General features: G+C 67.6%; 24 protein-coding genes and 1 tRNA gene. 9 read left to right on the plus strand and 16 right to left on the minus strand.

Going from position 1 to position 23,161, the window contains the following annotated elements; translation table 11 throughout:
- Window positions 1–261: 261 nt before the first annotated feature.
- The 3 genes from M4578_RS20340 to M4578_RS20350 all read right to left on the minus strand — a co-directional run bounded on the left by M4578_RS20340 (window position 262) and on the right by M4578_RS20350 (window position 4,129).
- Window positions 262–2,856 carry an AAA family ATPase gene (locus tag M4578_RS20340; RefSeq protein WP_258095058.1) on the minus strand — a complete coding sequence of 865 codons (2,595 nt, stop codon included), beginning with the start codon at window positions 2,854–2,856 and terminating at the stop codon, window positions 262–264.
- Complete coding sequence (locus M4578_RS20345) at window positions 2,853–3,974, minus strand: metallophosphoesterase family protein (protein ID WP_258095059.1); 1,122 nt, start codon at window positions 3,972–3,974, stop codon at window positions 2,853–2,855. Before M4578_RS20345 ends, M4578_RS20340 begins: the two co-directional genes overlap by 4 nt.
- Before the next feature lie 81 nt (window positions 3,975–4,055).
- Window positions 4,056–4,129: transfer RNA gene (locus M4578_RS20350), tRNA-Gly, on the minus strand.
- A 195-nt stretch (window positions 4,130–4,324) separates the two neighbouring features.
- On the opposite strand from M4578_RS20350, the gene tig reads away from it, so the two are divergent.
- Entirely contained in the window at window positions 4,325–5,656 is a 1,332-nt protein-coding gene (tig, locus tag M4578_RS20355; RefSeq protein ID WP_258095060.1) for a trigger factor, read from the plus strand.
- 300 nt (window positions 5,657–5,956) lie between these two features.
- Here the strand turns inward: tig and rplI are convergent, their stop codons facing one another.
- Genes rplI through rpsF form a run of 3 tightly spaced genes read right to left on the minus strand, consistent with a single transcriptional unit; the run spans window position 5,957 to window position 7,191 of the window.
- Window positions 5,957–6,562: a 50S ribosomal protein L9 gene (gene rplI, locus M4578_RS20360; RefSeq protein WP_258095061.1), complete on the minus strand. Its 606-nt coding sequence runs from the start codon at window positions 6,560–6,562 to the stop codon at window positions 5,957–5,959.
- A 13-nt stretch (window positions 6,563–6,575) separates the two neighbouring features.
- Window positions 6,576–6,803: a 30S ribosomal protein S18 gene (gene rpsR / locus M4578_RS20365; RefSeq protein WP_258095062.1), complete on the minus strand. Its 228-nt coding sequence runs from the start codon at window positions 6,801–6,803 to the stop codon at window positions 6,576–6,578.
- A gap of 25 nt (window positions 6,804–6,828) precedes the next feature.
- Entirely contained in the window at window positions 6,829–7,191 is a 363-nt protein-coding gene (gene rpsF / locus M4578_RS20370) for a 30S ribosomal protein S6 (RefSeq protein ID WP_258095063.1), read from the minus strand.
- 276 nt (window positions 7,192–7,467) lie between these two features.
- On the opposite strand from rpsF, the gene M4578_RS20375 reads away from it, so the two are divergent.
- Window positions 7,468–7,707, plus strand: coding sequence for a hypothetical protein (locus M4578_RS20375; RefSeq protein ID WP_258095064.1), 240 nt, complete (start codon window positions 7,468–7,470; stop codon window positions 7,705–7,707).
- A gap of 109 nt (window positions 7,708–7,816) precedes the next feature.
- The gene (locus M4578_RS20380; protein ID WP_258095065.1) at window positions 7,817–8,392 is read left to right on the plus strand and encodes a YceI family protein; all 576 of its coding nucleotides are present in this window, start codon (window positions 7,817–7,819) and stop codon (window positions 8,390–8,392) included.
- A gap of 165 nt (window positions 8,393–8,557) precedes the next feature.
- Here M4578_RS20380 and M4578_RS20385 read toward each other — a convergent pair whose 3' ends face one another.
- Window positions 8,558–9,223 (minus strand): helix-turn-helix transcriptional regulator, encoded by a 666-nt coding sequence (locus M4578_RS20385; RefSeq protein WP_258095066.1) that lies wholly within the window; start codon window positions 9,221–9,223, stop codon window positions 8,558–8,560.
- A gap of 208 nt (window positions 9,224–9,431) precedes the next feature.
- Between M4578_RS20385 and tatA the strand changes: the two genes are divergently transcribed.
- Genes tatA through M4578_RS20405 form a run of 4 tightly spaced genes read left to right on the plus strand, consistent with a single transcriptional unit; the run spans window position 9,432 to window position 11,955 of the window.
- Complete coding sequence (gene tatA / locus M4578_RS20390) at window positions 9,432–9,647, plus strand: twin-arginine translocase TatA/TatE family subunit (RefSeq protein ID WP_258095067.1); 216 nt, start codon at window positions 9,432–9,434, stop codon at window positions 9,645–9,647.
- Between the two features lie 6 nt (window positions 9,648–9,653).
- Complete coding sequence (tatB, locus tag M4578_RS20395; RefSeq protein ID WP_258095068.1) at window positions 9,654–10,136, plus strand: Sec-independent protein translocase protein TatB; 483 nt, start codon at window positions 9,654–9,656, stop codon at window positions 10,134–10,136.
- On the plus strand, window positions 10,133–11,116 hold the full coding sequence (gene tatC / locus M4578_RS20400) for a twin-arginine translocase subunit TatC (protein ID WP_258095069.1): 984 nt from the start codon (window positions 10,133–10,135) through the stop codon (window positions 11,114–11,116). Before tatB ends, tatC begins: the two co-directional genes overlap by 4 nt.
- A gap of 41 nt (window positions 11,117–11,157) precedes the next feature.
- A complete protein-coding gene (locus M4578_RS20405) occupies window positions 11,158–11,955 on the plus strand; it encodes an ATP-binding protein (protein WP_274705706.1) in 798 nt (265 codons plus the stop codon).
- A gap of 175 nt (window positions 11,956–12,130) precedes the next feature.
- Here M4578_RS20405 and M4578_RS20410 read toward each other — a convergent pair whose 3' ends face one another.
- The 6 genes from M4578_RS20410 to purF form a co-directional block, all read right to left on the minus strand.
- Entirely contained in the window at window positions 12,131–13,324 is a 1,194-nt protein-coding gene (locus M4578_RS20410; RefSeq protein ID WP_258095071.1) for a peptidoglycan DD-metalloendopeptidase family protein, read from the minus strand.
- Between the two features lie 63 nt (window positions 13,325–13,387).
- A complete protein-coding gene (locus M4578_RS20415; protein WP_258095072.1) occupies window positions 13,388–14,032 on the minus strand; it encodes a protein-L-isoaspartate(D-aspartate) O-methyltransferase in 645 nt (214 codons plus the stop codon).
- On the minus strand, window positions 14,029–14,814 hold the full coding sequence (surE, locus tag M4578_RS20420) for a 5'/3'-nucleotidase SurE (RefSeq protein ID WP_258095073.1): 786 nt from the start codon (window positions 14,812–14,814) through the stop codon (window positions 14,029–14,031). Before surE ends, M4578_RS20415 begins: the two co-directional genes overlap by 4 nt.
- A 156-nt stretch (window positions 14,815–14,970) precedes the next feature.
- Window positions 14,971–15,618: an SDR family oxidoreductase gene (locus tag M4578_RS20425; protein WP_258095074.1), complete on the minus strand. Its 648-nt coding sequence runs from the start codon at window positions 15,616–15,618 to the stop codon at window positions 14,971–14,973.
- Window positions 15,619–15,650: 32 nt separating this feature from the next.
- Window positions 15,651–15,914, minus strand: a complete 264-nt coding sequence (locus M4578_RS20430) for a pilus assembly protein PilP (protein ID WP_258095075.1) — start codon at window positions 15,912–15,914, stop codon at window positions 15,651–15,653.
- Between the two features lie 142 nt (window positions 15,915–16,056).
- Window positions 16,057–17,526 carry an amidophosphoribosyltransferase gene (gene purF / locus M4578_RS20435; protein WP_258095152.1) on the minus strand — a complete coding sequence of 490 codons (1,470 nt, stop codon included), beginning with the start codon at window positions 17,524–17,526 and terminating at the stop codon, window positions 16,057–16,059.
- 206 nt (window positions 17,527–17,732) lie between these two features.
- Here purF and M4578_RS20440 point away from each other — a divergent pair, with 206 nt between their 5' ends.
- Together M4578_RS20440 and M4578_RS20445 are read left to right on the plus strand one after the other, a co-directional pair.
- Window positions 17,733–18,458, plus strand: a complete 726-nt coding sequence (locus M4578_RS20440; protein ID WP_258095076.1) for an antitoxin Xre/MbcA/ParS-like domain-containing protein — start codon at window positions 17,733–17,735, stop codon at window positions 18,456–18,458.
- Between the two features lie 11 nt (window positions 18,459–18,469).
- Window positions 18,470–19,063, plus strand: a complete 594-nt coding sequence (locus M4578_RS20445) for an RES family NAD+ phosphorylase (RefSeq protein ID WP_258095077.1) — start codon at window positions 18,470–18,472, stop codon at window positions 19,061–19,063.
- Window positions 19,064–19,067: 4 nt separating this feature from the next.
- On the opposite strand, the gene M4578_RS20450 is transcribed toward M4578_RS20445, so the two are convergent.
- From M4578_RS20450 to M4578_RS20460, 3 genes are all read right to left on the minus strand, one after another.
- Window positions 19,068–20,681 (minus strand): hypothetical protein, encoded by a 1,614-nt coding sequence (locus M4578_RS20450; protein ID WP_258095078.1) that lies wholly within the window; start codon window positions 20,679–20,681, stop codon window positions 19,068–19,070.
- 135 nt (window positions 20,682–20,816) lie between these two features.
- Window positions 20,817–22,376: an alkaline phosphatase PhoX gene (locus M4578_RS20455; protein ID WP_258095079.1), complete on the minus strand. Its 1,560-nt coding sequence runs from the start codon at window positions 22,374–22,376 to the stop codon at window positions 20,817–20,819.
- Between the two features lie 193 nt (window positions 22,377–22,569).
- Complete coding sequence (locus M4578_RS20460; RefSeq protein ID WP_258095080.1) at window positions 22,570–23,142, minus strand: CvpA family protein; 573 nt, start codon at window positions 23,140–23,142, stop codon at window positions 22,570–22,572.
- Window positions 23,143–23,161 lie beyond the last annotated feature (19 nt).

Here is a 23,161-nt window from a genome sequence, read left to right on the forward strand (position 1 = left end):
CGGCATACGCTTTCAGAGAGATCCTCGCCATGATGGTCATCGACCCGTTCCGCTTTGTGCTTGCCTGCTGCTTCCTGCCCGCCAAGAACGGCATGCTGGCGCAGTTTCTGACCGGCAAGCGCGTTTATTGAGATCTGGGGGGTGGGCAGATTGCCCACCCTACGGATCGCACGATACACGCCCCGGACCTGATCCGGGGCCTCGCCGGTCGGTCTCTTCCAGAGGCGACGGGGAGGGAGCTTCGCCGTCGCTCCCCGCGTCTCATCCTTCCGTGTGCAACCGCAACGCCGTTCCCCCGAGATCGCGGAAGGCGCGCTGGCGGCAGGTGAGCACGATGATCTGGAGATCGGCGGCCTGCCGGTGCAGCGCGTCGAACATGCGTTCGATCCGGTCGTCATCGGTAAAGACCAGCGCATCGTCTAGGATCACCGGGGCCGGGCGCCCCGCAGCGGCCAGCATCCGCGCGAAGGCCAGCCGCACCAGCAGCGCGAGCTGTTCCTGCGTGCCGCCGGACAGGATGTCGATGGGTTCGGCGGCGCCGTCGCGGATCAGCCTGTCGGGCAGCAGCGTGTCCTGGCCCCAGGTCAGTTCGGCCTCGGGCCAGAGCAGCCGCAGGAGCGGTTTCAGTTCGGTGGCGACGGGGGTGAAATAGCGCTCTCGCGCTTCCGCCCGGGCGGTGTCCAGCGCCGCCTCCAGCCGGATCAGCACCGCGACCTCGTGCTCGATCCGCGCCAGCGCGGCGCGGGCCGCCGCCAGCGCCTCGGCGCATTCCGCCAGCCGTTCCTCGACCGCCTCGCCGGCGCTGCGGGCGATGCGCTCGTCGAGCGTGGCGAGCAGGGGTTTCAGCCGGGCGATCTCGGCGCGGGCGCGGTCCTCGACCGATTGCGCGCGCTGTAGCGCCGCCTCGGTCGAGGCGAGATCGGGGGCGGCGCGGCGCTTTTCCGCGTGCAGCGTTTCGGCGGCACGGACGGCGGCATCGGCGCGGGTGACGGCCTCGGTCAGCGCGGTGTCGTCGGTTTCGCCCTGGGCCGCGAGCGCGCTGCGGGCGCGGGCCAGCCGGTCGCGCAGCGAGGTTAGCGCGGTGACGGCGCGGGTGGCCTCGCTGCGGGCATCCGACAGGCGCTCGGCGGCGCGGTCGCGCTGCGCCTGCGCCAGCGCGGCGGCGTCCTGCGCGGCGCGCAGGGCCGCCTCGGCCACGGCGGGGTCGGGCGCGGCTTCGGCGCTTTCGGGCTCGGGGATGTCCGCCAGCGCCTTGCGCAGCGCCGCGATGCCCTCTGGCGCGAGGCTGCGCCAGACCGCCGCCGCCGCGCCGTGCCGGCGCTCCGCTTCGGCGCGGGCCTCGGCGGCCCTGCGGGCCTGCTCGGGCGTGTCGGCCTGTAGCGCGTCGAGCGCTTCGCGCAATGCGCGCTCGGCCTGTGCGAGGCTGTCGTCGTCATGGGCGGTGGCGCCGGGCCGGATGTCGAGCCAGCCGATGCCGTCGAGCGCAAGCCGCGTGGCGCGGGGAAGCGGCTGCGGCGTGCCGGAGGGCAGGGGGCCGTCCGGCAGCCGGATGGCGCCGTCGCGGCCCGGCGCGTATTGCGCGACGATCTGCGGGACGCTGGCGTCGCGCGCGGCCTGCGCGGCGGCGCGCGCCGAGACCAGCGCTTCGAGCCGGCGCAGGGCGGCGGCGTCGGGGCCGCGTTGCGCTGCGGCTGCGGCCTCCTCCATCGCGTGCCGGGCGCGCTCGGCCTCGGCGATGCGCGCGGCAAGTTCCTTGCGCCGGGCCGCGCCCTCGCGGGCGGCGCGGGCGCGCTCGGCCCGGCGGCGGTCCTCTTCGGCGGATTTCAGCGCCTGCTGCGCCGCGTCGAACCGCGCATCGGCGCTGTCTTTGTCGGCCTGCCGTGCCGCCTGCTCGCGCTGCGCGGCTTCGGACGCCGCTGCCATCTCCTCGGCCAGCCGCGCCGCCTCGGCCGCCTCTGCCGTGGCCGCGCGCAGCCGGTCGCGGCGGTCGCGCGCCGTGGCGAGCGCAAGCTGCGCCGCCTCGAGCCGGCGCGCATCGCTCTCCAGCTCCTCCAGATGGCGTTCGGCGGCGCGCTGCGCGGCGCGCGCGGCCTCGAGCCGGTCCTGCCGGTTCTGCTGCGCTTCGGGATCCTCCAGCTCGGCCAGTTCCCGGCGGCAGCGCTTGCGCATGGCCAGCGCCTCGTGCAGCGCCGTGGCGGTGGCCGACAGCCGCGTATGCTCGGCCTCCAGCGCCGCCACCGCGTCCTGCGCCTCTTTCCATGGGCCCCGGGGGCGCCGGGTCTTGCCGCTGGCGTAGCGCTCCAGCTCTTCGCGGCAGCGCGCCAGTGCCATGTCCATGCGCCGCCCGCCGGTCATCGCCTCGACCTCCTCGCCGATCGAGGACATCAGGTCGCGCCGCGCCTCCAGCGCCGCCTCCTGCTCGCGTTTCGAACCGCTGCCGAGATCGGTCACCCCCTGGCGCACCCAGATCAGCCCCGAGGGCCCGCCCTCGGCGCCGCCGAGCAGCTCGGCGATCCAGGCCTCGGCGGCATCGGACTGGGCGATGAGGCGTCCGTCGCGATGCACTGTCGCGGCGGGTTTCGAGAACCAGCGCTTGGCGATGGTGAAGCGGCCCGCTTCGGTCTCGACCTCCACCGCGATCTCGGGGGCGCCGCCGGCATGGGGGCGCAGCGCGGCGACCTCCTTGTCGCGCGAGCCATGCGCTTTGAAGAACAGCGCCTGAAGGGCGTCGAACAGGGTGGATTTGCCGCGCTCGTTGGGCTCGCTCAGCACATTGAGCCCGTCGGCGATCCCCGTGACCGTCACCGGCGTGGTGAAGCGGCGGACGTTCTCGAGCCGGATCGCGCGTAGCTTCATGCCTCGGCCTCGCGCACATAGGCATAGAGCCGCGCCAGCGCGTCGCCGGCGACCGTGCGCTCGGCGGGCTCGGATTCCGCTTCGGCCTTCAGCGCCTCGGTGGCGAGGCGCAGGGCGCCGCCATGGTCGATCTCGTCGAGATCGGCCTCCGCGTATTGGGTGCCGAGCGCCTCGGTCCGCAGCTCGAAATGAGCGAATTCCGGGCCGTTCCGCGCCGCCGCCTGGCGCAGCGCGAGCTGGTCGGCGAGCCCGGCCCAGCCCGAGACCCGCAGCCGCAGCAGGGTGTCGCGCCGGCCCTCGCCGGGCAGCACCTCGGCCAGCGCCGCCGCCGCGTCCTGACGCGGGTGCAGCGTGAGCGGCGTTTCGGTCCAGAGAAACTGCCCGGTCTCGATCTCTTCGAGCCGGGGCGGGGCGCCGGGGCCGTCGAGCGCAACGCAGAGACAGACGCCCCGGCGGTCGTGCTTGAACCGGTCCTGCTCGGGGCTGCCGGGATAGTGCACGCGGGGCGAGACGGCCATGCGCCCGTGCCAGTCCCCAAGCGCCAGGTAATCGAGCCGGGCGCTGCGGTCGCGGTCCGGGGCGATCGCGCCGCCACCCTCGGTGAAATCGGTGACGCCGCCATGGGCGAGGCCGATGCGCAGCGTGCCCTCGGGGCTGGCCATGCCCGCAAGCGGCGCGGTCGGGTCGCTGCCGGCCGCGCGCCAGGCGACCGGGCAGGGCAGCAGCAGGGCCTCGGGGCCGAGCGCCACCGGCGCGGCCTCGGTCAGCGCGCGCAGATTCGTGGGCGCATCGCGACGTAGGTTGTCCCAGAGCGGTTCGGCATCGCGCAGATTGTCGTGGTTGCCGGGCAGCAGCCACCAGGTCAGATCCTGCGCCGCGCCCATTTCGGCGAGCGTCTGGCGGATCAGCGTGGGCGAGGGGGTGGCGGTATCGAACGTGTCTCCGGCCAGCAGGATATGTCCGGCGCCACGGCTGCGCGCGGCCACGGCCAGACGCAGGATGGCGCCGTGGCGCGCCTCCATCAGCCGGCCGCGGATATTGCCGTCGGGCGGCTCGGGGATATTGGCGAATTTCCGGCCGAGATGCAGGTCGGAGCTATGCAGAAAACGGAAGGTCATGGCTGACCCCACTGTCTGCCCGGCGGCAGCCGGCTTGGCAAGACGGGCGATGGCGCTTTGCGCTGTGCGGCGAGGGGGGGATGGAGCGGGTGAAGGGAATCGAACCCTCGTCGTCAGCTTGGGAAGCTGCTGCTCTACCATTGAGCTACACCCGCGACAGGGCAGTGCTTACTGCACGGACCGGATGCTGGCAAGCGCGTTGTTGGCGCCATGCGCAGCGCCCTGCCATTGCCGCGCTGCGGCACGCAAATGCGCCTTGCACGCAAGGGCGCGGACGCATAGAAGACCGCAAATTCGACAGAGAGAGGCGGCACTGCGACGAGGGCCGCGCAAGAACCAAGGAAGATGGTATGCAGGTCACCGAGACGCTGAACGAAGGGCTGAAGCGGGCCTATGAGCTGATCCTCACCGCCGAGGAACTGGACGCGAAGGTCAACGCCAAGCTGAAGGAAGCCCAGCCCGAGATCGAGATGAAGGGCTTTCGCAAAGGCAAGGTGCCGATGCCGCTGCTGAAGAAGCAGTTCGGCCAGCGCCTGATGGGCGAATCCATGCAGGAAGCGATCGACGAGGCGATGTCGAAGCATTTCGAGGCCAGCGGCGACCGCCCGGCGCTCCAGCCCGAGGTCAAGATGACCAACGAGGACTGGAAAGAGGGCGACGACGTCAATGTCGCGATGAGCTATGAAAAGCTCCCCGACGTGCCCGAGGTGGATTTCTCCGGCGTCGAGATCGAGAAGCTGGTCGCCAAGGCCGACGACGCCGCCGTGGACGAGGCGCTGGCCTCGCTCGCCGAGAACGCGCAGGATTTCAAGGACCGCCGCAAGGGCACCAAGGCCAAGGACGGCGATCAGGTCGTGATCGACTTCGTCGGCAAGGTGGATGGCGAGCCCTTCGAGGGCGGCTCCGCCGAGGATTACCCGCTGGTGCTGGGCTCGAATTCCTTCATCCCGGGCTTTGAAGATCAGCTCGTGGGTGTGAAGGTCGAGGAAGAGAAGGCCGTCGAGGTCACCTTCCCCGAGGAATACGGTGCCGAGCATCTGGCCGGCAAGGCGGCGGTTTTCGACGTGACCGTGAAAGCCGTGAAAGAGCCGGTGGCCGCCGAGATCGACGACGAGCTGGCAAAGAAATTCGGCGCCGAGGATCTCGAGTCGCTGAAAGGTCAGATCCGCGAGCGTCTGGAAGCCGAATATGTCGGTGCCGCCCGTCAGGTGATGAAGCGCGGCCTGCTCGACAAGCTCGACACGCTGGTGAGCTTCGAGCTGCCGCCGGCGCTGGTGGATGCCGAGGCCAAGCAGATCGCGCATCAGCTCTGGCACGAAGAGCACCCCGAGGTGCATGACCACAACCACGATTCCATCGAACCCTCTGACGAGCATGTGAAACTCGCCGAACGCCGCGTGCGTCTGGGCCTGCTGCTCGCCGAGATCGGCCAGAAGGCCGAGATCGAGGTGACCGATGCCGAGATGACCCAGGCGATCATGAACCAGGCCCGCCAGTACCCGGGCCAGGAGCGCGCCTTCTTCGATTTCGTGCGTCAGAACGCGCAGATGCAGCAGCAGCTCCGCGCGCCGATCTTCGAGGATAAGGTGATCGACCACATCGCCGAGCAGGCCACGGTGACCGAGAAAGAGGTCTCCAAGGACGAGCTTCAGAAGGCGGTCGAGGCGCTCGACGAAGAGTGATCCTGTCGCGGTCCGGTTCGGGCCGCAAAGACAGAGAGCAGACAAGAAAGCGGGCCCTTGGGGTCCGCTTTTTTGTTGGCAGCGGATCGGGGGCGGGGCGGTGGGCAGAATTGCCCACCCTACGGGGCTGGGTCGGCTGTTTGCGCTTGGGATGGTTGACGGGGGCGGCGCGCCTGTTTTCTGTGTCTGAGGGGCCGTCCGGAAAGCGCTGCTTCGGGCTTGGCAAGTTCTTGCCCGCACAACGAAAAACCGCGCCGGAGGACCGGCGCGGTTCGCGTTTCGGAAAGCCTGGCGCGGGGCTCAGTCTTCCTTGTTCTCCGGGGTCTCGACCAGATCGGACTCTTCCGAGGTGGCACCGCCGATGTCGTCGAACAGCTCGGCGATCTCGAATTCGGCCTGGGCCTCTTCCTCGGCGGCGAGTTCCTGGATCGACTTGCCCGACGCTTGCAGCTCGGCCTCTTCGGGCGAGCGGGCGACGTTCAGCGAAATGGTGACCATCACTTCGGGGTGCAGGTGCACCTCGACCTCGTGCAGACCGAGTTCCTTGATCGGCTGACGGATGATGACCTGCTTGCGGTCGAGCGAGAAGCCTTCTTCGGTGGCCACATCCGCGGCGTCGCGGGTGGTGACCGAACCGTAGAGATTGCCGCCGTCGGAGGCTTGGCGAATCACCACGAACTGCTGGCCGCCCAGACGGTCGGCAAGCGCTTCGGCTTCTTTCTTGCTTTCCAGGTTGCGCGCTTCGAGCTGCGCTTTCTGGGTCTCGAACTGTGCGATGTTCTCTTTCGAGGCGGTCAGCGCCTTGCCCTGCAGCAGCAGGTAGTTGCGGGCATAGCCCGGCTTGACGTCGACGACATCGCCCATCTGGCCAAGTTTGGCCACGCGTTCCAGAAGGATGACTTGCATGGGTCTGATCTCCTTACTTCACGACGTAGGGCAGCAGGGCGAGGAAGCGGGCACGCTTGATGGCGCGGGCCAGCTCACGCTGCTTCTTGGCGGACACGGCGGTGATGCGCGACGGCACGATCTTGCCGCGCTCCGAGATGTAGCGCTGCAGCAGCTTGGTGTCCTTGTAGTCGATCTTGGGTGCATTCTCCCCCGAGAAGGGGCAGACCTTGCGGCGGCGGAAAAACGGTTTAGCAGCCATTGGTTACGTCCTCTTCTTCAGGTGATCAGTTGCGGCGTTCGCGGCGGTCGCCACGGTCACGCTCGTCGCGCTTCTGCATCTGCACGGAGGGGCCTTCTTCGTGGCCCTCGACCTTGATGGTCAGCACGCGCATCACGTCGTCATGCAGGCGCATCAGGCGTTCCATCTCCTGCACGGCCGATGCCGGTGCATCGGTCTTGAGGAAGGCGTAGTGGCCCTTGCGGTTCTTGTTGATCTTGTAGGCCATCGTCTTGACGCCCCAGTATTCGGATTCGACGACCTTGCCGCCGTTGTCCGAAAGGACGGTGCCAAAATGTTCGACGAGGCCCTCGGCCTGCGCGTTGGAAAGATCCTGACGCGCGATAAAGACATGCTCGTAAAGCGGCATGTGAGCTCCATTTCTGTCAAGGCGCATTTCATAGGGCAGGCGATCCCTTCGCTCCTGCCCACGAGAGACTGCGCGGTTCATACGGTCTCGCAAAGGGATGCGCCCGTATACACCGCTGGCCGCCGAGATCAAGCGTCATGACCGGCCTCGGGAAATACGGCGGGAGCGGGAAGCGGCGCCCGCGATTTTCCCGGAACGCGTCGAAATCTGGCCCGGTTTGGCGGCGAAAGTCCGGTCTGTCGCCAAGACACGCAACATTGCCGGAGGAGCCGCAAGATGACCGCAGAAATCACCCCGATCCCGACCCATGCCGCTGCCGGCGATCTGCTGGCGCTGACGCTGCGGCTGGGGCTTCTGGTCGTGGGCGCGGCCATGGCGCTGTCGGCGTTCGGGCTCTGGCTGGTGCCGGGCGCGTCGCATCTGCCCGAGCTGACGCTGATCAAGCTGGGCCTGTCGCTGTTCCTGCTGATCGGCGGCCTGTGCTGCCTGACCGGGGCCAGCGCAAGGCGGTCCTGACCCCACTGTTCGTTTTTCAACAGAACCTGTGGGCGGGCAGTGAATTGCCGCAGCGCGGCAAAAGGTCATCTTTCGGGCATCGACCAAAACCAGTCACGGAGCCTGAAACATGAAATCCTACCTGCTTGCCGGCCTGCTGGCCGCCGCCCCGCTCGCCGCCGTCGCCGCCCCCGAAAGCTATGTGCTGGATTCCAGCCACAGCCAGATCGTCTTTTCCTACAACCACCTCGGGTTCTCGACCGGCTACGGCATGTTCTCGGGTTTCGCGGGCGACATTTCCTATGACGCCGAAGATCCGGCGGCCTCCTCGGTGTCCGTCTCCTTCCCGGTGCGCAGCATGCTGACCGGCTGGGAAGCCCGGTTCGAGCACTTCATGAGCGACGATTTCTTCGGCGCGACCGACGACAGCGAGCTGGTGACCTTCACCTCCACCGGCATCGAGGTGACCGGCGAGACCACCGCGCTGATCACCGGCGATCTGACGCTGAACGGCGTGACCAAATCGGTCGTGCTCGACGCCGCGCTGACTCAGGCCGCCGATCACCCGATGGAAGGCAAGCCCTGGCTGGGTTTCCTGGCCACCACCACGCTGGTGCGTTCGGAGTTCGATCTCGGCATGTTCGCCCCCTATGTGAGCGACGAGGTCGAGGTGCAGATCTCGATCGAGGCGATGAAGGCCGAATAAGCCTGAAAAGCCGTTACGGTTTTAATCGGTGGCTTTTTTCCCGTGGCCCCCGGAGCGCATCTGCCTCCGGGGGTTTTCTGTTTGCGGGCGGGGCGGGGGGCGCTGCCCCTCGCGCGCCGGGGCGCGCTTTCCCCGGCGTATTTTGCGGAAAGATGAAAGGGCGGATCAGCGGTCGGGGTAGTCCGAGAGCCGTTTGCCGGGTTCCTCGACGAAGAGCCCGGGCAGCGGGGTGAGCGCGGTCACGCGGTCGAGACGGAAGCGGTCGAAATCGCCGGTGGTCTCGTTCCAGGCGATGCAGGTCCAGATCCGGCCCCAGTAATCGAGCTGGAGCGGGCGGATGTCCTGCGGGGCGTCGCGGTCGCGGAAGCGCAGGCGCAGCTTCTGGCGCGCGCGGATCGCGGCGCGCATGGCGGGCATGTGGCGGAACCCCTGGGCGCCGGCCTGGAGGGGATGGGCGGCAAAGCCGAAGCTCGCGGGCTCGGCGCCGGCCTCTTCGGGCAGCAGCGTGTCGATCCGCGCCGAGAGGCTGCGCGCGGCCTCCGCCAGTTCGGGCATCTCGCCGGCCCCGGCGCCGACGGCGGCAAGGCCCAGATGCAGCACCTCGAGCTCGGTCTCGCTGAGTTCGAGCGGCGGCAGGGTGATGCCGCTGCGGGCGGCATAGCCGCGGCCGCGGGTGCCGCTGACTGGCAGGCCCGAGGCGGCGAGCAGATCCATGTCGCGGTAGATCGTGCGCATGGACACGCCGAATTCCCGCGCCAGCGCCTCGGCGGTATGCGCGCGCCCGTCCTTGAGGCGCAGCATCAGGGCGTGCAGGCGGTCGGATTTCTTCATGCGATTCGGGAACCGGGCGCGGGTGGCGGAAGAGGGCTGTCTTTCAGATGCGCTCCTGACAGAATAGTGTCAAGGAAGCGCCCGGATTTTCCCCTTCGCCCCGGGGCAGGGCCCGGTTTGGCGCTTTTCGGGGGGCGCGAAAGCGCCTAGAGATCGGAGACGGATTTCAACGCAGGGCCGGCACGCCGCCCGCGAGAGGAGAAAAGACATGCTCAACAATATCGGCCTTCCCGGCCTTCTGCTGATCGCCGTCGTGGTGCTGGTGCTGTTCGGCCGCGGCAAGATTTCCAACCTCATGGGCGAGGTCGGCAAGGGCATCACCGCCTTCAAGAAAGGCGTCAACGACGGCGCCAAGGAACTCGAGGACGCCAAGGCCGACGAAGCCAAGGACGTCACGCCCGCCGACGAGAAGGACAAGGTGTAAGCCCCCATGTTCGATCTCGGCTGGTCGGAACTCATGGTCATCGGCATCGTCGCGCTGATCGTTGTCGGGCCGAAGGATCTGCCGGTGCTGTTCCGCAACGTCGGCCGGTTCATGGGCAAGGCGCGCGGCATGGCCCGCGAATTTACCCGCGCGATGAACGACGCCGCGGATGAAAGCGGCGTGCGCGATGTGGCCAAGACCTTCAAGACCGCGACCAACCCGCTGGGCTCGGCGCTGGACGGGGTCAAGGACGCGGCCCGCGCCATGACCGACCCGACGCCCGAGCGCAAGGACGAGGGGCTCAAGGAAGACCCCGCCGCGCTCGACCCCGAGCGCGAGGCCGCCAAGCGCCGCATCGAGGCGAGCGCCGCGCGCTCGGCCGCCGACCGGCAGAAGCGCGAGGCGGAGCAGGCGGCGAAACGCGCCGAAGAGGCCGCTGCCAAGGCCGCCGAGCTGGAAGCGGCGCTGAAAAAAGACGGTGAGGCATGAGCCAGGCAGAGAATGACGAGATCGACGACAGCTCGGCGCCGCTGATCGAGCATCTGGCAGAGCTGCGCACGCGGCTCATCCGGGCGGTGATCGCCTTTATCATCGGCATCGTGCTGGCCTTCACGGTCGCCGAGCCGATCCTGCAATTCCTGCTGGGCCCGATCGAGGCCACGCTGCGCGAGCTGGGCGACCCGTCGCCGACGATGCAATATACCTCGCCGCAGGAATATCTTTTCACGCTGTTCCGCATCTCGATGGTCTTCGGCTTTGCGCTGGCCTTCCCGGTGATCTCCTATCAGCTCTGGCGCTTCGTGGCGCCGGGGCTCTACAAATCCGAGAAGGGGGCGTTCCTGCCCTTCCTCATCGCCTCGCCGGTGATGTTCCTGCTGGGCGCGAGCTTTGCCCATTTCGTGGTGACGCCGCTGGCGATGTCCTTCTTCCTGGGCTTCGCGGATGTCTCCTCGATCTTCGCCAACCTGCTGTCGACGGCGGCGGACAGGGTGAGCGACGGGGTGACGGGTGTGCAAGCCGCAGAGCCCGCGATGGTTCCCGAGACGACCGAGGGTATCAAGATCACCTTCTTCGGCAAGGTGAACGAGAGCCTCGACATCACGCTGAAATTCATCATCGCCTTCGGGCTCTGCTTTCAGCTGCCGGTGTTGCTGACGCTGATGGGCAAGGCGGGGCTGGTCTCGGCCGCCGGTCTCGGCTCGGTGCGCAAATATGCGGTGGTGGCGATCCTGGTTCTGGCCGCGCTGGTCACCCCGCCGGATGTGACCACGCAGGCCATTCTCTTCACCGTGGTCTACGGGTTGTATGAAATCTCGATCTTCCTTGTCCGCATGGTCGAGAAGAAGCGCGAGGAAGAGCTGAAATCGCAGGGTCTGTGGTTCGAGGAAGAGCCCGACACCGAGAACGATCCGCTGCTCAAGGAGTTCGACGAGGACGACGGCGAACCGGAAGAGGACGACAAGAAGTGAGCAAATCCGCGCTGAAACGCATCGCGGCGGCGCTGGAGCGCATGGCGCCCGCGCCGCTCGACGCCCCCGATTTCGACGCCGCCGAAGCCTTTGTCTGGCACCGCGATCCCGACCGTCTGGAGCCGGTGCAGAAGGTGAGCCGCGTGCCGCTGCGGCTGCTTATCGGTATCGACCGGACCCGCGACACGCTGCTGCAGAACACCGCGCAGTTCGCCCGGGGGATGCCCGCGAACAACGCCCTGCTCTGGGGGTCGCGCGGGATGGGAAAATCCAGCCTTGTCAAAGCGGTCTGTGCCGAAGTTCGCGCACAGGGAGAGGATCTGAAACTGGTCGAGCTGCAGCGCGAGGATCTGGGCTCGGTGGCGCGCCTGCTGAACCTGCTGCGCGGCTCCGAGAAGCGCTTCGTGCTGTTTTGCGACGACCTGTCGTTCAGCCATGACGACCAGCATTACAAGAGCCTCAAGGCAGTGCTCGACGGCGGCATCGAGGGGCGGCCCGAGAACGTGCTGTTCTACGCCACCTCGAACCGCCGCCACCTGATGCCGCGCGACATGATCGAGAACGAGCGCAGCTCGGCGATCAACCCGAGCGAGGCGGTGGAGGAAAAGGTCTCGTTGTCCGACCGGTTCGGGCTGTGGCTCGGCTTCCACCCCTGTTCGCAGGACGAGTATCTCGACATGATCCGCGGCTATTGCAGCGCCTACGGGGTGCGTGTCGAGGAGGAGGAACTGCGCGCCGAGGCCATCGAATGGCAGGCAACGCGCGGTGCGCGCTCGGGGCGGGTGGCCTGGCAGTTCTTCACCGATCTTGCCGGCCGGAAGGGCGTGCCGCTGTCTTGATCGGCTGGCGGCGCCGTCCGGAAGACCATGGAGGATCCTCGGGGCGTAGCCGTGGCGAAGGCGCGTATTTGGAAAGAGAAGAAGGGCAAGAGCGCGTCTGGCCTCTTCTTCTCTTTGGCAAATACGCATGGCCGGAGAGGGCCGCTTTCGGAAGGATCGGCAGGGGCGCTGCCGCTCAGCGCAGATAGCTCATCGGGTCGACGCTGTCGAAGCCCTTGCGCACCTCGAAATGCAGGAAGCTCGGCTCGCCCGCGCGCACCTTGCCGATGCTCTGGCCGCGGCTCACCGCATCGCCCTTCTGGACGCTGAGATTGTCCACATGGGTGTAGATCGACAGCACGTCGTCGGGGTGGCGGATCACCACGATCTGGACATTGTCGGTATTGGTGGTGATCGCCGCGACCGTGCCGCTGGCGGCGGCGCTGACCGGGGCGCCCGCCGGGGCCGAAATGTCGATCCCCTCATTCTTGCCCTTGGCATATTCGCGGATGATGCTGCCGCTCACCGGCATCGCCATGGCGGCTTTGGCCGCCGTCGCCTTGGCCGCCTGCGTCTGGCCGATGTCGGCCACCGGCTTGGCGGTGGCCTTGGCGGCGCTGGCGGCGGCTTCGGCCGCCGAGGGCTGGTCCTTGGGCAGCGGCTGCGAGGCCGAGGGCGGCTCGGGGGTGGGGGAGCCGACGCCGGGGGGCGTGTCGTTCGTCGGTGCGGCGGCGGTCTGTTCGACCACCGGGATCAGCAGGTACTGGCCTTCGCGCAGCGAGAAATTGCGGTCGAGCCCGTTCCAGTCCGCCAGCGCCCGGGGGGTGACGTTGTAGAGCCGCGCGATCGTATAGGCGGTTTCGCCCCGGGCCACCTTGTGGCGGATGGGCTCGACTCCGGTCTGCGGCGGCGGCGCGGTCTGCGCCGGGGTCGCGGGGGCGTTGTCGATGGCGTTGCCCGCCAGCGTGGTGATATCGACCTCGGCGGCGGGCCGGATCGGGCCGGTGCCGGCGGCGCCGGTTGCGGGCGAGGGTTCGGTGACGCGGCGGGGCAGGGCGATGATCTCGCCGGTGCGCAGGGAGTCGTCGGTCTGGATGCCGTTATAGCGCGCCAGCTCTCCCGCCGGCAGGCCGACGCGGGTGGCGACGTCGTTCAGCGTGTCGCCGCGCCGCGCCACCGCCACCTGGTAATTGGGGTAGGAGATGACCCCGCGGTCGTCCGGCGCGGGCCGGTCGGCAACCGCCGAGAGCGCCGCCTGGCTGGTATCGACCGACCCGCCCATCCGGCCGCGCATGTCGTAGTCGAAGGGCTGCGAGCAGGCGCCGAGCGCGGCAACCAGCACCAGCGGCGCGCCAAGGCGCAGGGAACGGGGGCGGTAAAGACGGTCCATCTCGATATCCTCAGATGCGCCCCTTGTCTCCGGGACGTCACGGCAACCCTGCCGGTTACGGGCCTAGCTGTCCTTGGCCAACCCTTCCACCAGCGGTACGAAACGCACGGGGCGCAGCTCGTCATAGTCATAGCCCTGATCGGTGCGCGTGACGCGGATCAGATGCTGGACGGCGTCGGACTGCCCCACCGGCACAACCATGATACCGCCAATCCGAAGCTGGGCCAAGAGCGGGCCCGGCGGGTCTTCGGCGGCGGCGGTGACAAGAATGCGATCAAACGGCGCCTGATCGGGCAGGCCGAAGCTGCCATCGGCGGTGAAGGCGGTGATGTTCACCAGATCCAGCGCCTCGAAGACCGCGCGGGCCTCGGCCACCAGCCGGCGGTGGCGGTCCACCGTATAGACCCGGCGGGCGAGCTGGCTGAGGATCGCCGCCTGATAGCCCGAGCCGGTGCCGATCTCGAGCACCTTCTCGCGGCCCGTGAGCTTCAGCGCCTGGGTCATCAGCCCGACGACCGAGGGCTGCGAGATGGTCTGGCCGCAGGGGATGGGCAGCGGCATGTCCTCATAGGCGCGTTCGGTGAAATAGCCTTTGACAAAGGCGCCGCGGTCGATCTTTTCCATCGCCCTCAGCACGGTCGTGTCGGTCACCCCGTGCGAGCGGAGCGCGAAGAGAAACTGCATCTTGGCTTCGGCGTCGAAGCTCATGCGAAGGCGTCTTTCAGGCTGGCCAGCGCATCATGGGCGGTGAGATCGGCGCGCATGGGCGTCACGGAGATATGGCCGGCGAGATTGGCGTCGGCATCGCTGCCCGGGCTGGCGGCGGCGCGCTGGTCGCCGCCACGGATCCACAGGAAGCGGCGGCCCGAAGGCGACAGATGCGGTTCGGTGGTGAACTGCGTGCCCCGGCGCTTGCCCTGGGGCACAAGCCGGGTGCCCTGGACCTTGGCGGCGGGTAGCGGCGGGAAATTCACGTTCCAGAACAGCCGGTAATCGCCGGGCTCGTCGGGGCGGGCAGCGAGGATCTGGCGGATCACCGCGGCGCCATGGACGGCGGCGGCCTCGAACGGGTTCTCGAGCCCGCGCGTCTCGGGGCCGAGATATTGCGACAGCGCGATGGCCGGCAGACCCTGAAGCGAGGCTTCGAGCGCACCGCCCAGCGTGCCGGAATAAAGCGTGTTCTCGGCGGAATTGTTGCCCCGGTTGACACCGGAGAGGACCAGATCCGGCGGCGCGTCCTTCATCACGTCATGCAGACCGGCAAGCACGCAATCGGCGGGGCTGCCTTCGGCGGCCCAGCGGCGCGGGCCCATCTCGGCGATCATCATCGGGTGGGTGTAGCTGATGCAATGCGCGACGCCCGATTGCTCGAAGGCGGGGGCCACGGTCCAGACCTCGCCTTCCGGTCCCGCGATCTCGGTGGCGATGGCTTCGAGAACCGCCAGCCCGGGAGCGTTGATCCCGTCGTCATTGGTGATGAGAATGCGCATGAAAGCCCCTGTCTTTCCGCCTGAATAGGGAAAGTGGCGGCGCGGGGCAAGCGGCGGAGGCCGGTTGCGGCGCCGGCCCCGCCGCGGAAGGCGGCAAGGGCCGGTTTTTGAGTATTTATCGGAAAGATGAAAGGGCTGCCGGGCCCCCTGGCGGGATCAGCCCAGGCCGATCTCGTCGAGCAGCCGTTTCGCCTCGTCGAAGGGGCTGGCCAGCGCGGTCTTGTCCTCGCCGGGATGAAAGCGCATGCGGGTCGCGGTGTTCATCGGCTTCGGCGCGAGGATGTGGACGCGGGGGCCGGTCTTGACGCTTTCCGCCTGCCAGCTTCGCGCCAGCGCGATCTGCGCGGCTTTGGTGCTGCCGTAATGGGCGTAGAATTTCTCGCCCGCATGCGGGTCGTCGAAGAAGAGCGCTTGACCCTGCTCGCCGAGCAGCGGTGCCATATAGGGGATGAGATGGCCCATCGGCGTCAGGTTGACGGCGATGGAGCGGTCCCAGTCCTTGGAATCCATGTGGCTTGCGGGGGCCAGCGGCGCGGCGTGGATCGCCGTGTGCACCCAGAGCGCGGCGCCGCCCCAGCGGTCGTGGATGGCGCGGCAAAGCTGGGCCATGGCCTCGGGCTTGGTGATGTCCATGGGGGCCAGCGTGGCGTTGCCGCCGCGGGCCTTGATACGGTCGTCGAGCTCTTCGAGCGCCCCCACGGTGCGGGCGACGGCAACGACATGGAAGCGGGGCGCAAGCGCCTCGGCCAGGGCGAAGCCCAGGCCGCGCGAGGCGCCGGTCACAATGGCGATCTGATCGGTCATGTCCGCCCCCTTGGCCCGCCGCGCGGGCTTTGTCAACGTGTCGCCGGCAGCTCCAGCCATTGCGCCGCGCCGCCGCGCGCCAGCGCGATGCGCGTGGCGTCGATCGCCACGACCTGCTGGCCTTGCACCCGGTCGCCGACCGCGACGGTCTCGGTGCGCCCGCCGGGCAGGCGGATGAGCGCCTCGGGCGCGCTTTCGGTGCCGAAGATGCCGAGCAGCAGCGGGCCGCGATTGGGGATCTTCGCCGATTGGGTCGCGCTTTCGGCGACGTTCTGAGGGGTTTGGGATTGAGCCATGATGGCGCTGTATCTCTCGCGTTGTTGTCAGACGCGGGCAGATACAGGCCGTATGGAGGATAAAAAAGACCGGTGCCTGTCACGCCGCCGTGAGAGGCTTTGTCATGCGCGGGCCGCCGCCGCCGGAGCGGCGGAAGCGCGCTTATTCGGCGGCGGTCTTGAGCTTGAAGCCCTTCTCGATCATGTCCGCGGGTTCCACCGGGTATTCGCCCGAGAAGCAGGCGTCGCAATATTGCGGCGCCTTGTCGTCGCGGCCGTTCGCCTCGCCCACGGCGCGGTAGAGCCCGTCGAGCGAGATGAATTTCAGCGAATCGACGCCCAGATGCGCGCACATCTCGTCCTCGGACATGGTGGCGGCCAGCAGCTTTTCGCGCTGCGGCGTATCGACGCCGTAGAAACAGGGCCAGGCGGTGGGGGGCGACGCGATGCGGAAATGCACCTCCGCCGCGCCCGCGTCGAGGATCATTTCCTTGATCTTGCGCGAGGTGGTGCCGCGCACCACCGAATCGTCCACCAGGATCACCCGCTTGCCCCGGATCAGCGCCCGGTTGACGTTGAGCTTGAGCCGCACGCCCATGTTGCGGATCTGCTCGGTGGGTTCGATGAAGGTGCGGCCCATATACTGGTTGCGGATGATGCCCATGCCATAGGGAATGCCGCTTTCATGCGCATAACCGATGGCCGCCGGGGTGCCGCTGTCGGGCACCGGGCAGACCAGATCGGCCTCGACCGGCGCTTCGCGGGCCAGTTCCACGCCGATCTGGCGGCGGGTCTCATAGACCGAGCGGCCGCCGATGATCGAATCGGGGCGCGAGAAATAGACGTGTTCGAAGATGCAGAAGCGCGATTTGCGGGCGCGGAAGGGGCGGGTGCTTTCCACCTTGTCGCCCGAGATCACGACCATCTCGCCCGGCTCGATCTCGCGCACGAATTCGGCGCCGATGATGTCGAGCGCGCAGGTTTCCGAGCTTAGGCACCAGCCGTCGCCGACGCGGCCCAGCACCAGCGGGCGCACGCCGAGCGCGTCGCGCACGCCGATGAGCTTGGTGCGGGTCATGGCCACGACGCTGAAGGCGCCCTCGACCCTGCGCAGCGCGTCTTCCATGCGCGAGGGGATGTCGCGCTGAAGCGACCGGGCCATCAGATGGATGATGCACTCGCTGTCCGACGAGCTTTGGAAGATCGAGCCGCGCTCGATCAGCTCGCGGCGCAGCGCCTCGGCATTGGTGATGTTGCCGTTATGGGCGATGGCGGCGCCGCCCATCGAGAACTCGCCGAAGAAGGGTTGCACGTCGCGGATGGCGGCGCCCTTCGATCCGGCGGTGGAATAGCGCACATGGCCGATGGCCAGCGCCCCGGGCAGGGTTTCCATCAGCGATTGTTTGGTGAAATTGTCGCGCACATAGCCGAAGCGGCGGGCGGAGTTGAAGCCTTCGCCGGGCGCGTAGGAGACGATGCCGCCGGCTTCCTGGCCGCGGTGTTGCAGCGCGTGCAGCCCGAGGGCTACGAAATTCGCGGCATCGGTCACACCGATGACACCGAAGATCCCGCATTCTTCATGCAGTGTGTCCCCCTCGATTGCGTCGAAATCGAAGGGATGGGCGGGTGGCATCTGGCGCTCGGACAAGGGCAGCTCCGAATCCGGTATTGGGGTGTGGCCCCCTCATACTGGCATGAAGAGGACATGTCACGGAAGGATCACATTTCGGCGCTGCAATGCGGCAATGCAAGAGGGTTGTGCAAAAGAGCGCAACTTTACCGGACAAAATGGACAAACTGGACATTTTGGACTATATGAAAGGCGACCAAGGAGCCCCCATGTCCGAGAAATCCCAGGCTCTGCCGCCCGCCGAGTTTCAGATGATCGACCACGACAGCCTTTATCAAGGGTTGCTCGCGCGCAACCCGGGGCTGGATCCGGCGGTTGCCGAGGCGATTGTCACGGCGATGAGCCAGTCGGGCGCGGCGGTCGCGCGGGCCACGGTCGGGATGTGGAGCGGGGTGCGGGCGTTCGACACGCAGGTCACGGTATTCCCGGGGCAGGGGTATGCGCAGGGGTATTCCCCGGTTGGCGCCAGGCCCGACGAGGGCCTTTTCGACGCTGCTTTAGAACAGGAGGTCGAAACCCTGACCGGGCGCCCGCTGCCGGCGGCGGTGGCGCCCGAGGAAACCCTCCGGCGGCTGTCGCCGCTGATGCGCGCGCGCGACATGGAAAGCTGGGCGGGGCCGGTTCTGGGGCCGAGTGCCGCGGCGGAGTTTTTGGGGATCGGACGATCGACGCTCGATGCGTGGCGCAAGGAGGGGAAGATCATCGCGCTGCCCAAGGGCAAGCGCGCGCATGTGATCCCGATGGCGCAGTTTCCGGACGGACGCCCGATGCCCGGGCTCGACGGGGTGCTTGCCGCAGCGGGCGGCAATGCCGGTGTCGCCTGGGAATGGCTGTGCCAGCCGCATCTGGATTTCGGCGACCGTCCGCCGCTTGAGGCACTGCGGGTCGGCGCGGTCGCGATGGTGACGACCGCCGCGCGGCGCAGCCTCGGCTGACGGGGCGGGTGGTGCTCGATCCGGCGGCGGTGGGGCTTGCGTTGCAGCGGGTGTCGCTGTTGCGCTGGCGTCGGGTCTATGCCGGCGCCTATCACGACATGCCGCTGGGCGCGGGCTATGGCGACACGCGCTTCTCTTCGCCGCGCCAGGGCTTTCGCGTCATCTACGCCGCCGAGGACACCGCGACCGGCATCGCGGAAACCATCGTGCGGGACCGGTTCGAACGGGTCGCGCGCCGCAACCGGGTGCTCCGCCTCGGCGAACTGGCGCGCTGGTCCGTCGCCGAGATCGGCACCGGCGCGCCGCTGATGGTGCTCGATCTGGTCGATGTGTCGCCCTTCCTGCTGGGGATCGACACCGACACGCTTGGTGCGCGGGCGCATGACGCGGGGCAGGTGTTTTCGCAGATGCTGCACGACCAGTTTCCCGAGATCGCGGGGATCAAGTACCGCAGCCGCCTGACCGGGCGGCTGTGCATGGTGATCTACGAGCGCGCCTTCCCGGCGCTGCGCTGCCCCGCCCATATGCGCCTGCTGGAGCATCCCGACCTGGCGGCGCATCTGCGCGCGCTGCATATCGAGATCGACCCCGAGGACGCGCTCTAGACGCTTATTCCGCCGCGTCCCAGTCGAGGCGGATGTCGTGGCTGTAGCGGTAGGCTTCGGGCAGGGTCGGCGCGGTGGCCTCGTCGATAAAGGCATGCACATTGGCCGGCGGCGTCACCGTCGCGTCGCGCCCGAACAGAAAGCTCTGCTCGCCGACGATCACCCGATAGGCCTTGTCCAGCGTCAGCGCCCGCGCGCGGGTGGGGGCGATGAGGCTGTGCACATCCTGGCCCGCGAGCTTGGCGGGATCGACCTTGCCGTCGGTGAACCAGTTCGCCAGCATCTCGGTGTTCGAGCGGAACTCGTCGCCGCCGCCCGCGCGGTCGAGATAGAGCGCGATCTCGCCCATCTCTTCGCCGAGATTGGGGGCGTCGGGCATGCCGTGCAGGTCGATATAGCCCCAGCCTTCGGCACCCTTCGCCTTGCGTGGAAAGGCCCAGGTCTGGTCGATATTGGCGCCCACCGTGGCGTGGCAGCCGCGGCAGAAGAAGGTCTCTTCGCGGGTCTGTGGCCGCAGGGCGCCATCGGCATCCTCGATGAAGGCTTGCAGCGTCCAGCCAAAGCCGTTGTCCATGCCCCGGTCCCCGAGGCTGATATAGCGCGGCAGGTTCTCGTCGGCCTTTTCCTGCAATTCATTGCCATAGCGCGATCGGAGCTGCGGGATGTCGAGCATCCGGCTCTTGACCATATAGCGCAGCTCTTTCATGCGCGGCGGTGTGACGATCGCGTCGCCCTCGACGCCGACATAGCGCACGGAATGCAGGAACTCGGTGCCCTCGGGATACATCATGCGGGTCAGCGGTTCGCCCGAGGCGCCGCCCAGATAGCTGTCGCGGCGCGCGATCCAGGTCACCGGGCCCAGCGTGCCGTCGCCGTCCAGATCGGCACCGATCCGCGCCTCGTCCACCTCCGGCAGCGTCACGTCGTCGAGATCCTGAAAGGCGATTTCCAGCAGTGCGAGATTGGCCATGTAGATGTCGCGGCTTTCCTGCCCGGCGGCATCCTGACGGAAGGCGGCGGGCAGGCGGATCAGCACATCGTCGGTCGAGCCGTTGGTGGGCCAGAAGGTCGAGGGCTGCGGTTTGTAATTGAAGGCGACCCAGCCCGAACCGTCCCGGGCAAAGCCCGTCTCGTCGAAAGCCGCAGCGCCCAGGTGATATTCGGCGAGATCGGGAATCCAGCCTTCGAACCCCGTATCCTCCAGCCGTCCGGCGAGGTCGGAGTAATTCTCCGTTTCGATCCAGGCGAGGATTTCGGCATCGGAGATTGCCGCTACCTCGGCCGAGCGGTCGAGGAAGAGGTTCACATGGTGGTTGGTCATGCCGGCGTCGGAAAACGCATAGCTTTCCTGCAACGCGCCATCCTGCATGAAATTCGGCCGGTCGGCCTCGGAATTGTACTGGTGGCAGACATAGCAGGGATTATGCCGCCCCTCGATCTTGGTATAGCACTGCGGCGGGATCGGCGCTTCGGGATTGTAGAGGCGGCCGGCCTCGGCCATGTCCTGCGCGGCGGGCCGCAGGCGCATGTAGTCTTCGGTTCCCATCCGGCTCAGATCCTCGGCGGCAAGGGCGCTGGCGGAGGAGAGCAGGGAGATCAGCAGGGCAGGGCGGAGCATTCGGGTCACCATCGGTCGGGGAGAGGCGGACGGCAGGTGGCTGGCGGTCGGGCTGGCGGCTGCGGCGCGGGCTCTGACAAAAGGAAAGAGGGGCCGCGCAAGGCGGCCCCTCGGTCATATCCTGGGACGGGCCGCTTACATCGCGGCGGATTTCCACAGCCACATGGCGTTGTTCTCGTGGTTGCCGGTGTCCTCGCCGATCAGCACGGAACCGTCATTGCGCACCACGATATTGTCGGGGTTCGACACCGCATCCAGCGCGCAGGCGTTGGTTTCGGCGTTCTTGTCGTAGGGGCCGCCGGCGACGACCGGGGTCATCGCGGTGATGTTGTAGGCCGCGTCGAAGGGCATCTGGTAGACGATGCCGCATTTGTTCTCGGTGACCTGAATGTCGCCCTTGTCGTCGGCCATGCCCTTGGCGACTTCCGACATCGCCATATAGGCATAGGGGACCGACCCGTCGGCGGCGCCGGCAAGGTTGATGTTCACGCCTTCCATCTTGCGGAACTCGGCGGTCGCGCCCTTGGCCGCGGCGGCCTTGCGGCTTTCGAGGAAGGCCACGCGGTTGTCGGCGGCGGTGCCGGCAGCCCAGGCGGCAACCTCGTCGTCGGAGATGTAGGAGGTTGCGCCCTCTTTGTAATCCTCCGCGGTCACGGCGTCATACTCGGCGATCCAGCCTTCGATCTCGGCGTTGCTGGCATGGGCCAGCTCGATCCACTCGATGTCGAAACCGGTGGTGGCGCTGTCGGCCCCCGAGGCGCCTTTCTGGGTCATCTTGGCGGCGTAGAGCGTGCCGGCCGACAGATCGCCGGCGGTGTCGGCGACGAATTTGAAGAACACCACATTGGTGCCGTCATCCGACAGATACACGGTCTTCCGGTCGGGCATCACCACCGAGTTCTCGTGGCTGTAACGGCCCAGAGCGGTCATCTTGACCGGCGTGGCGGTGCCGGCGGGATCGGTGATCTCGACGATATAGCCGTAACGGTAGGGGTTCGGGAACTTGCCCACATACGAGGCCAGCGCTTCCTGGTCGCCATGGTACTCATAGCCCGGGTTGTTCCAGTCGGCGGTGTCGTCGAAATAGAGCTCTTCCGAGGTCAGCGGCGTGTTCCAGGGCGACACGGTGCCGAAGCAGTTCACCCAGGTGCCCTGAACGGCAGAGAAATCGACCATGGTGGCGTCGGCTTCGTCGACACTGTAGCTGCCATCGGCGGCGCGGGTCAGCTTGACGCGCGACATGCCGCCGGGACGGTCTTCCCAGTTCGAGAAGAGATAGCCCTCGTTGTCGCCGGTGGCGATGAAGCCGTTGAAGTCGGGGTCGTTCGAGGTCTTGATGACGCCGCCCTTGCCGGCGATCACGCCCATCTTCTCGAAATCGCCCTCTTGAACCAGGATCTGGTAGGCGCCCAGCGAGGTCTTGACGAGCTTCATGTCGTCGCCTTCCGGCACCGACAGCGCGGCGGCGTCGAAATCGGCATTGGCCACAACACCCACGGTCGCCTTGGCGAAATCGGTGCCGATGTCGTCGGAAGGGTGCTGCACGTTGAAGAACAGATCGTCGCCCTGCAGGAACATGCCGGTGATCTCGCCGCCGACCGGAACGGTGGCAACGCGTTTGATCTCCTGCGCCATGGCGGCGGAGGTCAGGCAGGTGGTCGCTGCGAGCGCGAGAAGCGCTTTCGTGGCTTTCATGGGAATCTCCTGAGGTCAGGGTTGCGGTCGTCCGCCGGGCTAGACCTGTTCTGTGACGGTTCGGCGACGGTTTTGTAACGGCTGCATCAATCCGGCGCGTGCCGCCGGGGCAGGGTGTCGCAGATGAAAAAGCGCGCGCGGAAGATCCGCGCGCGCCGTCTGAACCTGGAGAAGTGTTGCGGGCGGGTGCCGCTCAGGCGTCGTTTGCGCCCGGTGCGTGGCAAACCGCCACAAGCTGTTCGTATTGCCGGGTGATCCAGCCCAGAGCCGCCTCGGGATCCTGTTCCTCGATGCGGTCGGTGAAGCGCGAGAAGATCGCCGCCGAGCGGGAATCATCGACCATCGGAATGTCCTGGGCGGTGATCACCGTGTCATAGACGAAGAAGGCGATGGCCACGAGCAGCACGCCGCGCGCCACGCCGAAGAGAAAGCCGAGCCCCTGGTCGAGCCCGCCAAGCGCCGAGCGCTGGATCAGGCTGGAGAAGACCGGGGTGAAAAGCGAGGTGACCACCAGCGCCAGCGCCAGCACGGCGGCAAAGGCGGCGATCAGCGACAGCTCGCAGCTATCGGTGAGGAATTCGCCGATGACCGGCACTTCCTTGACCAGCGGCTGCACCTGCGGGGCAAAGACATAGGCGAGGAAGGCCGCGGCGATCCATCCGGCGATGGCCAGCGACTCGCGCACGAAGCCGCGCGAATAGGCCAGCAGCGCCGACAGCACGATGACGACGGCGACCACGCCATCCACGATAGTGAAACCTTCCATCCGATCCCGTCCCTTGTCG

Source organism: Salipiger pentaromativorans, assembly GCF_024721115.1.
GTDB lineage: Bacteria > Pseudomonadota > Alphaproteobacteria > Rhodobacterales > Rhodobacteraceae > Salipiger > Salipiger pentaromativorans.